The sequence below is a fragment of the Actinotalea ferrariae genome, assembly GCF_019733465.1.
In the GTDB taxonomy this organism is placed as follows: Bacteria; Actinomycetota; Actinomycetes; order Actinomycetales; family Cellulomonadaceae; genus Actinotalea; species Actinotalea ferrariae_A.
In genome coordinates this window covers 34,526-46,612 of the sequence record NZ_JACVQL010000061.1, presented here as the reverse complement: position 1 = coordinate 46,612, position 12,087 = coordinate 34,526, and the positions used below count along the sequence as shown (strand labels likewise).

The 12,087-nt window shown below is 67.8% G+C and carries 9 protein-coding genes; 6 read left to right on the top strand and 3 right to left on the bottom strand.

All coding sequences use genetic code 11. The features are described from left to right. Positions 1 to 386: hypothetical protein (locus ICW40_RS05800; RefSeq protein WP_221652890.1), on the bottom strand; the 386-nt coding region annotated here is incomplete at its 3' end. Between the two features lie 401 nt (positions 387 to 787). Here ICW40_RS05800 and ICW40_RS05795 point away from each other — a divergent pair. Together ICW40_RS05795 and ICW40_RS05790 are read left to right on the top strand one after the other, a co-directional pair. Beyond that, positions 788 to 1,381, top strand: coding sequence for a hypothetical protein (locus tag ICW40_RS05795; protein WP_221652889.1), 594 nt, complete (start codon positions 788 to 790; stop codon positions 1,379 to 1,381). A gap of 277 nt (positions 1,382 to 1,658) precedes the next feature. Beyond that, a complete protein-coding gene (locus ICW40_RS05790) occupies positions 1,659 to 2,966 on the top strand; it encodes a hypothetical protein (protein WP_221652888.1) in 1,308 nt (435 codons plus the stop codon). A gap of 814 nt (positions 2,967 to 3,780) precedes the next feature. Here the strand turns inward: ICW40_RS05790 and ICW40_RS05785 are convergent. Both ICW40_RS05785 and ICW40_RS05780 read right to left on the bottom strand, forming a co-directional pair. Further along, complete coding sequence (locus ICW40_RS05785) at positions 3,781 to 5,979, bottom strand: DUF262 domain-containing protein (RefSeq protein WP_221652887.1); 2,199 nt, start codon at positions 5,977 to 5,979, stop codon at positions 3,781 to 3,783. A 609-nt stretch (positions 5,980 to 6,588) separates the two neighbouring features. Next, the gene (locus tag ICW40_RS05780; protein ID WP_221652886.1) at positions 6,589 to 7,293 is read right to left on the bottom strand and encodes an HIRAN domain-containing protein; all 705 of its coding nucleotides are present in this window, start codon (positions 7,291 to 7,293) and stop codon (positions 6,589 to 6,591) included. A 48-nt stretch (positions 7,294 to 7,341) separates the two neighbouring features. On the opposite strand from ICW40_RS05780, the gene ICW40_RS05775 reads away from it, so the two are divergent. The 4 genes from ICW40_RS05775 (at position 7,342) to ICW40_RS05760 (ending at position 12,032) form a co-directional block, all read left to right on the top strand. Then, positions 7,342 to 8,169, top strand: a complete 828-nt coding sequence (locus ICW40_RS05775) for a hypothetical protein (protein WP_221652885.1) — start codon at positions 7,342 to 7,344, stop codon at positions 8,167 to 8,169. A gap of 247 nt (positions 8,170 to 8,416) precedes the next feature. Beyond that, positions 8,417 to 9,424, top strand: a complete 1,008-nt coding sequence (locus ICW40_RS05770) for a hypothetical protein (RefSeq protein WP_221652884.1) — start codon at positions 8,417 to 8,419, stop codon at positions 9,422 to 9,424. Continuing rightward, on the top strand, positions 9,421 to 10,035 hold the full coding sequence (locus ICW40_RS05765) for a hypothetical protein (protein ID WP_221652883.1): 615 nt from the start codon (positions 9,421 to 9,423) through the stop codon (positions 10,033 to 10,035). Before ICW40_RS05770 ends, ICW40_RS05765 begins: the two co-directional genes overlap by 4 nt. Then, positions 10,032 to 12,032 carry a hypothetical protein gene (locus ICW40_RS05760; protein ID WP_221652882.1) on the top strand — a complete coding sequence of 667 codons (2,001 nt, stop codon included), beginning with the start codon at positions 10,032 to 10,034 and terminating at the stop codon, positions 12,030 to 12,032. Before ICW40_RS05765 ends, ICW40_RS05760 begins: the two co-directional genes overlap by 4 nt. The last annotated feature ends 55 nt before the right edge of the window (positions 12,033 to 12,087 follow it).

The following is a 12,087-nucleotide window of genomic DNA, read 5'->3' as shown; positions in this document are numbered from 1 at the left end:
GCGTCGGTCACCACGAGCGCCGTCGAGGACGACGCCCCCGCCGGGAAGGCGACGGCCGCGTCGGCCGGCTGCGGCGCCCCGGCTGCCCACAGCGCGAGCTCGCCCGCGGCGGACGCGCCCGTGACCTGCACCTGCACGACCAGCGCTGCGGCGTCGACCGGGACCTGCCGGCCCGGCGAGAGCGTGACGACGCGCGCCTGACCGCCCGCGACCTGCGTCCCGCTCGACCCGCCCCACGCCACGGTGGGCGCGACGGTGACCCAGGCTCCCGCGCCCGTCATCGACGACGTGGAGGCGGGGTGGGCCGCAGCCGTCATCGGTGCCGCGACGAGCGCGAGGACCGACAGCAGGGCGACGAGGATCGTTCGGGGTGCGTGCAGGCGCACGGGTCCTCCGTGGGACGAGGGAGCATGATCGGCTGGGGCCGCGCCCACAGTGCCCGACGGCGAGCGCCGGATCGGCCATATCCACCCGAACGGGGAGGACGTTCACCCGGACGCACGAGTCATCAGCGTCCGTGACGCACCCGACCGGCCGTCGTCACCGGACGGGGCCGGCGGCGCGCCCCAGGATGTGCGGCGCTCGGTACCTGTGGGGCCGCTGTGGCTCGTGGGGGTCTCACCGGTCCCGCCGGCACCGGGGGTCACGTGCGCCGCACATCCTGGGGTGCTCCCCGGGGTCACGTGCTGGCGCGCGCGCTCCCGGGGCGTGCTCAGCCGAGGAACTCCGCGCGGTGGCGAGCCGTTCGGCAGGCAGGACCGTCACCCGGACGCACGAGGAGGACGCCGTGGGGAGCAGCTCGGCTCGAGGAGCCGTGGTCGAGGGGGTCGTCTCGGCCGCCGTCGTCACGCTCTGGTACGCGATGCCCGACGTCGTCCGCTCCCGGCGATGGCGCGGCGTGCTCAAGACTGGCCTCCTCGTGGCGGGCGGCGCGTACGGCGCAGCGCGCGGCAGGGCCGAAGACACGGCAGGGCGGGGCAGGGCCGAGGACACGGCAGGGCGGGGCAGGGCCGAAGACACAGCCGGGCGCGGCGCAGCCGAGGGCGTCGAGACCTCGGCGCGCGAGCGGATCGAGGCGCTGACGTCGACGGTCCCCGTGCTCGACGCGGCGAGCGCGGGCCTCGACGCCGGCCCTCGCCGGTCGCGCACGCGCACGCTCGCGCTGGGTGCGGCCGCCGCGGTGGGCGTCGTCGCCACGGTCGCCGTGACGGTCGCGATGGAGCGGGCGATCTTCCGCTGGGGCGAGCGCCGCCGCGCGCGTGGCGTCCGCGCACCGCACACGACGATCGGCGTCGTCTCGGGTCTCGTCGCGGGCGCCCTCGGCCTCGCCAGCACGTGGTACGAGCGCTCGCTCGAGGGCGATCCGTCCCCGACCGCCTGAGCCGCTCCGGCGACGCGCGACGAGCCCGGACGCAGCAGGACCCCGGCCGCACGGCGGTCCGATCGGGGTCCTGTGCGCGAGGGGGACTCACACGCACATCCGTGGGAGATCCCCAGATGCCGGTGCTGCGCAACCTGTGACACCCGCATCATCGATGCCAGCCATGCCCAGCTACCCGCGCCTCTTGACGGCCCTAACCGGATCGTACGACCGCGCCACGACCCGATCGCCTTCAGTTCGGACCGTTAGCCACGCACCGCGGCTATCGTCTCGATCTATGGACGACGCGCCCCATCCTCGAGTCCTCTTCGAGTCAGTGGCGGACGAGACCCTGCTGACCTCCCTCACCGCGTTGGCGCCTACCAACGGGGTGCTCGGCGAGGACGTCTTGAAGGTCCACGCCAGCGACTGGGATCTCGTTGTGTCATTCCACCCGCAGCCGGAGCAACCCGAGGGAGTCCACGTTCTCGCGTTCGGCGGTGCGAACTTCGGTCAGACGTACTTCGGTCACTCGTGGTACGCGCCACGCCGGAACCTTGCGCTGCACGCGCGTTCGGTCGTTGTCCCCGACAACTTGCAGGGGCCCCTCCGCTCGCTCGTTCAGCGATCTGTCATCGCTCGGGATCCTGGTCCGGGGAGGGTCGGCCTCAGCGGACTGCCGCCGGGCAAGGGGCGGTTCAATCTGGCCGTCGCCGGCACAGAGCGCGAACCATGGGCAGCCTTCTTCAGGCGTCGCGAAGGTGCCTGGGTCTGGGCGTTGCCCGAGGAGACAACCGACCACGTCGCGTGGCTGGCATCCGTCTTGGAGCTCCTTCACGACGTGGACCCGGACCGCTTCCCAGGGTCTCCCGATTGGCAGCGCAAGCACACCTGGGGGACACCGGAGACCCGTCGAGCCATCACCGCACTGGCGACGATCGACAATCAACGAAGGGCCATACTTGACGAGCTTGCCTCCCGCGAAGCGCGTGCCCGCGTGGAACTGGAACTTGCCGCATCCGAGGCAGCGAGCGGCCCGCAGAGAGCCTTGACGGCCGACGGCCCAGACCTCGAAACCGCCGTCGCCGGCCTTCTCACCGACCTCGGCTACATGGTCGAGCAGATGGATTCGCATCACTCGCTTGAATCCGGGGGACGGCTCGAGGACTTGCGTGTGAGCGTGCCAGGGCAAGCTTGGACCTGCCTCGTGGAGGTGAAGGGCTACACCTCGGGTGCAAGGGTCCGTGACGTCCCGCGCATCACCGGCCGTCCAAGCGTTAGGTTCGCCGCGACAGAGGGTCGCGCGCCAGACGCCGTGTGGCACATCGTCAACGCTTGGCGAGGCACCGAGCCAGGCACGCGTGAGGTCGCCGTTCCCCAGGAACACGATCTGGCGGTCCTCGCTGAGGCCCACGGCTGCCTCATCGACACGCGGGACCTCTTCGCGGCTTGGCGTGACGTGCGCGAGGGCGTTGCTGATGCCGACGCAGTCCGCTCATCCATGCAGGCGGCCGTGGGAAGGTGGCGCTGGCCATCGCCAGCGAGTGCATCGTCACCAGCGACGAGGGACGACGAAGCCGGCACACAGACGCCAACTGCGACATGATCCTTGGCGGCGGTTGCCGAACAGGCAAGTCAGACGCGACGTTGTCGGTCCTGTTGCAGCGCATCGCCGACCGTGGTTTGAGCTTCCAGACGGTCGAGTAGGCGCGCTTAGCGGAGTGCCCGCGAGAGTGGCCTCGTCCCCCAGCCCAATGGCGGTAGGCCAGCGCCGTATCGGTTCCAGTACCGACCGTGCGGGCCTCCCTACCGAACCACGAGCTCATGTCGTCGGCCTTCGAGGTGCGGGGCCAGGTTGGTGATCGTGATGCCTGCCGGTCGTCACCAAGAGCGACGAGGACGCGCGGCACCTCGGCACGCGCACATCACGGCGACGTGCCGACATGCCCACGACGGGCGGGGCAGTCGGCTCCGGCGTCGTAGCGGCCGCTGTCCGACCGAGCGTCGCGGTCACCCGTGCGCGGGAACGGCGGAGAGAGCCGGGACCGTGTCCATGGCGCCACCGGTCCGCAGACCGCCCGCAGCGGCGATGCCCCCATCCCGCGGCTGTTCATCGGACCGCCGACCGTCCGGGCTCACTGCGCCGTCGCCGCCTCGCCGCACGGTCCGGGATGCCGGGCATCGGCGTAGCTGCTGTCCGCTGGACGACGAAGAGCCGGGGGCCCTAGAGTCCCCGGCTCTTCGTCAACCTGGGAGATCTCCCAGGGTCTGGCTGTGGCTTCTTTGGACAACTTCGTGACCAGCAGCGTTGCATCTCCGCAGGTCAAGGAGGGCACAGGTTAGGACTGCAACTGGGCACAGCCGCCCCGGCGTGGGCACCGATCAAGAGGGCGGTGGACGCCCAGCGGCTGCGGCCCTGGTCATCGGAGCGCGATCCGAAGGTAGTTGCCTCGTTCCTCCCCATGCCCCGCCGCTGCCCACGCTGCAACCTGGCCGGGTTGGTCGCCCCGCACGTCGACGTTGGTCCGATTGAGATAGGCGCTGCCGCCGATGCACTTCACGACGACCCCCCAGCCGGGCCACGGAGCGTCGGCGTCGACCACACGCATGCCGAGGGTCTCGAGCGCTGTGACCAAGGGTGCGACGGAGCCGACAGGCTGTCCTGGCACGGGCCCGTCAGACCCCGTACCGCCAGGCTCCGCCCGGACCGCCGCGGGCCGGCCCGGCGCCGGCGCGGAGCTCACTCGTACCGTCCCACCGAGAGCAATCGGGCCTGGCCAGACGCGGGTTGCCACGGCTGCGAGGAGCGCGCCTCGTGCGTCGATCTCGGACTCCGTCCAGTCTTCGACGGCGGCGACGCCCTTGTTGATCACGAGGGCGCCCTGCTTCGCGAACTCCGGCCGCTTCGCGGGCCACCCCAAGTTCGACACGTCGAGGTTGAACGCCTGCGTGACGAGCGTCAGGTTGCCCAGTCGATCGAGAGCCTGGCGACGTTCCAAGACCCGTTGCACGGACGCGGCGTCTCCGGCATCAGGATCGACCGGCGTGCCGTCGACGCCGATCAGCGGCCAGTGCGTCATCCAACTACGTGGCATCACGTGTTCGATCTGCAGGCCATCGAACCCGATCGCCGCGGGCGGTTCGTGCGGGTCCTCGCTGCGTAGCTGGTCGTCGATTGCACGGAACAGTGCGCGGATGCGGTACTGCGCGACGGCGTTGTAGAACGGCCGTGTTCGAAACGCCTCGCGAACCTCGGCGTCCGAGGGCCAGGCGAGCGCGCCGTTCTGAAGCGCATCGACCACGGCATCCCCGACGTTCTTGCCTGCGTCGGACGCGTTCTTCGCCGCGCGCAGGACGCGAGCCAGGTGTGTGCCGTATCCACGGGTCTGCCAACCCACGTACGAGCGGCGCATCGCCCACGACTCCACTGCGCGGACGGCGCGAACCTCGTCGTCGAGGCTGATCACATCAGGCGATGCGATGCGCAGCCAGGCGAGCAGGGGCACTGCCGTCGTGATCTCGAACTCGTTCAGCCTGTCGTACGACGCACGCAGGCGCGGATCGACGGCTTCTGCGCCGTAGATGGCGCGGTACGCCTTGGCGTAGTCGCTCAGCTCGCGCAGGACGTGCTCCGTGTCAGGTGCGCCCGGTCCGTTGAGGTACTCCCGCGCCTCGCGGTACAGGTGGCTCACGTTCGCCTCCTGACCTGAGACACCGGTGAGCCAGACCGATAGCAGGACGTCGCGGCGCCCGCGGGCCGCGTGGCCCCGGCCAACGACGGCCTTCCACCAGTCGTCGTCGAAGCCCGCCCAGTAGGTGTCGTAGAGCCGGTCGACGTCGTCGTCGGCAAGCTCACCGCGAAGGAAGAGCAGGTTCTTCACGAGGTCGATCGCAGCGAGGGGCGTCTGCCGTCCGTTGAGCACCTCGAAGATCACCTGCGCGTCGTCGTTGTCCTCGAGGTCGATGACAACGAGCTTGAACAGGCTCGACAACGCGTCGGCAAGGGCCTGGAGCCGCTCGGGGGCGGGCTCGCCTGCGTCGTTGCGCACGCTCTCGCGCACGGCCTCGGCGAAGTAGCGGCGTGCTTGCAGGTACAGGTGGTCCTTGCTTCCGGCGTAGGCCGGGACCGCATCCCCCATCGCGGTCGGCCACACCTCCCGGTCCCGTCGCCGCGGCCAGAGCTTGTGCACCTCCTCGGGCGAGTCCACGACGTCGTCGGGGTTGAAGAGCATGCGACGGACGGACTTGCGCCTATCCGACCCGGTCTCTTGCAGGACGTCGAGCAGCCCCCGCACAAGGAGCTGGATCGTGGTGAGCCTCTGTTGACCGTCGATCACCGAGCGCAACGCGACACCGCCCGTGGCGAACGGGAGGCTTGCGCACACGATCGCCCCTAGAAAGTGGGGTGTGACGTTCTGCTCCTTGTTCTTCAGGATGGCCGAACTCTCACTCTGACTCGCGCGCGCATCGACCAGCCTGTCAGCCGTGCTCTCCAGGTCCTCGAACAGGAGCTTCCACTGACCATCGAGCGTCCACTCGTAGTCGCGCTGGAACGTCGGGATGATGTATCGGCGCTCAGGCTTGAGGATCTCCTGCAACGGGTAGGTCTTGGCGTCCACGGGGTTCCTTCCCATCTGCGGCGATGCTCATGATGCCAGCGGCGTACCCGAAGGCGTCTGCGGTCGGTGCAAGTCTGGAGCCGAGGGGGTCCCTGCCCTCGAACTGCGGCCCTCCGCACCCTCATGGCTGGAGCAGCGGTCCCGCGCCCGAACACCGTCAGCGGCGACCTGCCTGCGTCAGCGCCCTGGCCGCCTGTCTGGCGCAGCAGCGGTGGAGCGTCGTCTGTGCAACTACAGGGCGCGCCCTTCCCGAGCGCCGCGGCCAACGATCCCCCGATGCGACGGGCGCTAGGCCCGGCGCTTCCCTCCTTGTCACGACCGACACCCCAGAGAACCGTCCGGGTTCCTCACCTGCGTGCTGTGCAACACCTCATGTGGTACAGGGATGACCTAGCGCCCAACGCAGCCCTGGTCGTCAGACGCAGACACGCTCGGGGCAGGAGCTCGCCGCCCTGCCTGGGTCATGGCGGGCACACCTGTCGACGGCACCGGATCGCTGCCCGCGCCGCGCCGGCACGCCGTTGCCCACCGCTGATCGCCGTTAGCCCTGCTCGGTGCTCCCGCGAGAGCACGCCCATACTCGAGAATGATCACGGGGGACGAAGGGCGTCATCGCCGGAGGCGTTCGAGCACTCGTGGGGGGGCGATGAGGACCGTCACCGGGTCACCGTTGTGCCCAGCAGGGCTCCCGCTCATTGTGATGGCGGTGAACTCCTCACCAGCGTCAAGGCGGCGCGCGAGCCGGGCAGCGTTCTGACGGTTCACGTACCCGAGGCACTCACGTCCACGAGCCGGGTAGATCGCGACGGCGTTGGGGTCGAACTGGTTCTCGGGTTCTCGGACGAGCCGCAGCGTCGTGCCGGGCTGGAGGGAGGTCTTGGTGACTGCGCCCTCGTAGTGGCTGACCCCTCGTAGGCGGAACGTGAAGATGTCGAGCCGGTGCAGCGTCCGGGAACGGAAGTTGATCATCCCTTGATCCACGGTGAGGACGAGCTGCTTGCGATGCCGGGAGAGCTTGAGGTTGGGCAGGCCGTCGGCATCGGTGGTCACGTGATGGGCTTCGGCTGCCGGGCTGAGGTACTCGTCCCGACGGATCGGGGTAATGTGCGGCCGGCGCTTGATACCGTCGGCGCGGTCCGCCTTGACGGCTTCGAACTCGGTGTCGGTCAGTGTGTGGGCGTCGCGACCTCGGAGCGCTTCGATGTCCCATGGGGTGGGCTCAACGGGCTGACCCGGAGACGGCGGGGGCGTCCGCGAGCGGGGTTTGACGGCCGGGTCGCTTCGGCGACCGAGCACTCGCTGGAGCCACGACATTCCCGCACCCTAGTAGCCCGACACCGCTGCCGTGGTGGACCATGCGGCATGGACTGGTTGGGGTCGTTCGCCGAGTGGTGGAACGTCGATCGTGCGCTCGTTGCCATCAATGGCGTGCTGGGACTCGCTGCAGTCCTCACCGCTGTCGTGGCGATCCGCTCCTTCCGTCAGCAGGCACGCGATAGCACGGCACGGTCCCGGCCGGTCGTCGTCGCAGACTTCATTCCGACGCCGTACACGACGTCGATCGCTCTGGTGGTGAGGAACTACGGGCAGTCGACGGCGCGCAATCTCATGGTGACCTTCGATCCACCGTTGCCCACTGCGGAGAGGGCTCCCGATGGGGAGCGATCGATCGTCCCGTTCATCGTGCGCCGGTACAGCAAGCCGATCACAGTCCTGCCCCCAGGACGGGAACTCTCGAACGTCTACTACGTCGGCGCTGGCGAGTCATCAAACGCGGAGGGCGTGCCCGACCAAGTCACCGTCTTGGTCAACTACCGCGACGACCAGCAGGGTCAGTACACCGACGTGTTTCCGCTGGACGTTGACCTCGTGCGCACCGGAACCGAGTCGACAGGTTCGCGCTCGCCCGAACGACAGTTGGCGAAGGGTGTCGAGCACCTCAAGGCTGTGTCGACAGCTGTCACCGAGATCAGTAGGGAGATCCCAGACGTTGCAGCCGTCCTTGCGGGCCGTGACCCCTGGGCGGAACGAGCAGCTGAGCACGCGGCGCGGAGAGAGCAGCACGAGCGCCTCGTCGCCCGAGTGCAGCCATCGCGTGGGCCCACAACCGAGCCGGCGGGCCGTGAGGCTGTGGGTGATTGGATTCGACAGCGGTGGCAGCGCGCCGTCAGCAAGCTGCCGCGTCGCTAGTCCTCGGCCCGCTGGGGGTAGACACCGTACGGGCATGCCGACCGTCGTGGCTCCGACGCCCCCGGCCGCCGCGAGGCGAGCCAGATCAGGTGTCACCTATCGGTGCAGCAGACCCGCCCCACTTGGGCCCAGTCAGAGAGTTCCCTGCGCGTCTGACCGCAACCGAGCACATCCGACATGAGGCTTTGGCATGGTAGGTCCATGTCCCCGATCGCGCCGACCCCGCGCGGGACATGTACGTGCCGAGATGGAAGCGGACCCCGCGACGCTGGAGTGCGCCGTGCTCCCTGAGCCGAGGCTGCTATTCCAACTGTTCCAGACGATGGCGCTCACCGAGGGCGGCGCGCGGCAGCAGTTCCAGGCACTCGTCACCGACCTCGTGTCGCTCAAGCACCCGACCGCGGACACGGTGGCCGGACCCGGCGGCTACGACTGGGGGATCGATACCTACGCGGGGCGGTTCGACGAGACCTTGACGGTCTGGCAGTCGAAGTTCTTCCTCGACGGCATCGGACCCAGTCAGCGGCAACAGATCCGGGACTCCTTCCAGCAAGTCTGCAAGGAAGCGGCTACACACGGGCTACGCCTCGATGCTTGGTACCTAGCGATTCCGTGTGACATGTCGCCCGAAGAACGTCAGTGGTTCGACGGCTGGTCGGGCAGAGCCAGCCGGAAAGCTAAGGTCCCGATCTACCTCCTAGGGGGGTCCGAACTCCGCCGGCAGCTCATGCGGGCGGACGCCGACAGCATCCGCGCATCGTACTTCGCGTCTCTCGCCACTCTGCCACGGAGCGCCGAGCCGGTGAGCACTACCGATGACCTATCAGCGTTCGACGACGCGCTATTCGTCCGGCAACTCGAGGAAGCGGGCACAGTTGAGACCGACGCTGCCCGCGGCCTCTTCTTCGCTGCGGACGCCCTGTTCCGGGACCTGACTGCGCGCGGTGACGAAAGCGCGAGGGCGGCGATCAACGAGCTCCATCTCGAAATCCAGTACCGCTGGGAGCAGCGCTTCAATCGTCGGATCCCAGACGCTGACCCCGCCGGACGCATCGCAGGGCTTATCGACGAGGTCCTGGCCGACGCCGAGGGGGTGGCTGATCCTGAGCCGCTCCTGCTCCGACCGGCACACCGGCGAGGAATCGCGCACCGGCTGGTTGAGAACGCGCACGCGGGGTGGGTCTCTCACTGGAGGGAAATCGCTGGTACGTATAGGACTGCGGTCTCCAGCACGGGTTTGGAGATCGACGCATGAGCCCGCTGTCAGACAGTTCTTTACCAGGAGATCCCAGAGTAGGTCTTGACGTCACCCCATGGGACGCGGAGGCGCATGACCTCTTCCGCCTTTCGCAACTGATCTTGCTCCTGTCGGCAGCCACCGATGTCATGAAGCCAGTGCCGAACCTGGACCGACTCGGGTACTACGACTTCTTCGCTGCCAACCCTTTCGTCGTGATTCCTGCCGACGGGACCACCCGTGACTACAATGACCGCCTCGAGTTGAAGCTCGCGGGATTCACCGAGGATCAGTTGTCCTACGCATCGACTGGCCAGAGGTGGGTGTCGCGACGGCGCCGCTTGCAGCACGACCTCGCACTCCTGGTGGCCTATGGGTTGGTCTCCCTACACGGCGGCACAATCGCTCTCACTGAGAAGGGATGTGCTCTCGGCAACGACATGTCAACGGTGTATGCCGACGCCTACCGCACGTCCGCTCGGGTGGTCGTGCGGCGTCTCGCTCAACTCTCGGACGCCCGGCTACGTGCCAACGTGCAGAACTGGCTTGGCACGTCGTGGCTCCAGGTCGACCTCTTCGACGACGTAACCAGGGAGTCAGGAACGATTCAGGGGGAGGCCGCTCGATGACCGACGCCAAGACGGGGCCAACCGGCCTCCGGCTACGGGAACTGCGACTGGTTGGTGTCGCCGGCAAGGGCCCCTACGGGGTGAGGTTCGTTGATGACCACGGTGATGTCCGCCCGCTCTCAGTGATCGCCGGTCCGAGCCACACCGGAAAGACCAGCACCGCGGAGTTCGTCCAATATCTCTTGGGGGGCAAGGAGCACCCCCAGCATCCCGAGATCGTGGGAGCTGTCAGGTCCGCGATGCTCGAACTCGAACTCCGCGGCGAAATCAACACCATCGAGCGGTCCGCAGTAGGCAGCCCGTCACCATTCGCCTCGGTCTGGCGCGGGCCGCTGAACGAGCTCTCCCACGCACGTGAGCAGCGCGTCAGCACCGATCCGCCGAGTGATCCTGAAGGGCTCTCCCAACTCGTCCTCGGGGCTTTCGATCTGGATGGCGTGCGACTGCCCGAAGCGCCCACAAAGGAGGAGTCCAGGTTCCAGCTCCTGAGCATCCGCGATGTCTTCCGTGTGATGTTTCTTCCCAATCAACGCCTAGACAATATGGACTTAGCGTTCGAACGCTCGGCCCCGATGGTTCGGCAGAAGTTCCGGCAACTCGTCGATGTCATGTTCGGCGTCCACGACCCACAAGCGGCCGAACTTCAAGCAAACATTAGGGAGGCTTCTGAGGCGGTGACCGCCGCGAGGCGCGCGGAGGCCGCCCTGGAACAGGTGGCACGCGAGGACTACCCGATGGGCATCCTGGAGTTGGAGCGGACTTTGGAGGAGGCCGCGGCTACCGTCGTGGCCGTGGGCACGGCGATCGAATCCCTCGATTCGATGCAACTCACCACCTCGGGAGCGATTTCTGAAGTGCGCATCGCGCTTGGTCGAGCACAACGGGCGGCCTCCAGGGCGGCGGTGCGGCTTCGGGACCGGGACAGTCTGCTCAGCCGCCTAACTGCGCTCCGGGCACAGTACGCAGACGACAAGAAAAAGCTCACCTTCCTGCGCGAAGCCGAGCGGCTCTTCAACCCACTGGACGTGACAACGTGCCCGGCTTGCTTTTCGGCGCTGACCGAACCCCCCGCGGTCGCCGACGGCGTCTGCTCGCTGTGCCGCAGCACCGTTCCCCCCGCCGAGAGCGAAGAGGCCCACCTCACCCCGTCGTCACCCGGGAGAGACCTGATCGAGTCAGAGCTCCGTGCGGCGAGTCGACGCCTCAACGATCTGAACGACTACTGGAGCCGGCTGGACGACGACCGAGCCCGCCTGCGTCAGGAACTTCGCACCGCTGAGGCCGAAGTAGAGCGCCTGGCATCGGAGGTCGACCGGGTCGTTGAGACCCCAGCTCCTTGGCTCGCTGAGCGTGATGGGCTGACTTCCCTCCGGGCAGAAGCACGTCTTCGGATGCAGTTTGCTGACAGCGGACTGCGCGTTTGGCAGCGAGTAGCGGACGCCACAGAGCGGCGTGAGAGACTCGAGACAGCGCTGGATCGTCTGCGAAAGCAAAGGTCCGCAGCCAAGAACCGGCCTGACCGGGAGGCCGTCATTCGGGCGTTGTCGGATCGCTTCGCGTCCATACTGGAAGACTTCGAATATCCGAAGTTGCGGGACGCTAGCATTGGCAGCGACCTGATTCCGGTCGTCCGTGCCATGCCTTACTCTAGCGCCAGCAGCGGCGGCCTCGTCCTTATCAGTCTGGCTTACCATCTTGCCATCTGGGAACTTGCCTTCGAGCGCGGGGCGGCTGCGCCCGGATTGCTCGTCATCGACAGTCCGCAGAAGAACCTTGGTCACGGAGTCACGGAGACTGACCCAGACTTCGCTGACACTCGTCTCGTCGAGAACTTCTACCGCCATGTCCTGGGGTGGCTGGGAAGGGATGGCCTGGGCGCGCAGTTGGTTGTGATCGACAACTCTCCGCCCAATCTCGTCGAGAATCACGTGGTAGCGCACTACACCCGCAATCCCGAGGTCGCGCCATACGGCCTCATCACGGACGCTGTCGACTGAGTCGAGGCAAACGCTTGGGAGGGCAACCCCATGAGCAGTAGTGCGTTCGCGGCCT

What these genes read in the sequence shown, in the direction of transcription:
- ICW40_RS05760 (WP_221652882.1), top strand. Translation starts at nt 10,032, where the DNA reads ATGACCGACGCCAAGACGGGGCCAACCGGCCTCCGGCTACGGGAACTG.
- ICW40_RS05770 (WP_221652884.1), top strand. Translation starts at nt 8,417, where the DNA reads ATGGAAGCGGACCCCGCGACGCTGGAGTGCGCCGTGCTCCCTGAGCCG.
- ICW40_RS05775 (WP_221652885.1), top strand. Translation starts at nt 7,342, where the DNA reads ATGGACTGGTTGGGGTCGTTCGCCGAGTGGTGGAACGTCGATCGTGCG.
- ICW40_RS05780 (WP_221652886.1), bottom strand. Translation starts at nt 7,293, where the DNA reads ATGTCGTGGCTCCAGCGAGTGCTCGGTCGCCGAAGCGACCCGGCCGTC.
- ICW40_RS05765 (WP_221652883.1), top strand. Translation starts at nt 9,421, where the DNA reads ATGAGCCCGCTGTCAGACAGTTCTTTACCAGGAGATCCCAGAGTAGGT.
- ICW40_RS05790 (WP_221652888.1), top strand. Translation starts at nt 1,659, where the DNA reads ATGGACGACGCGCCCCATCCTCGAGTCCTCTTCGAGTCAGTGGCGGAC.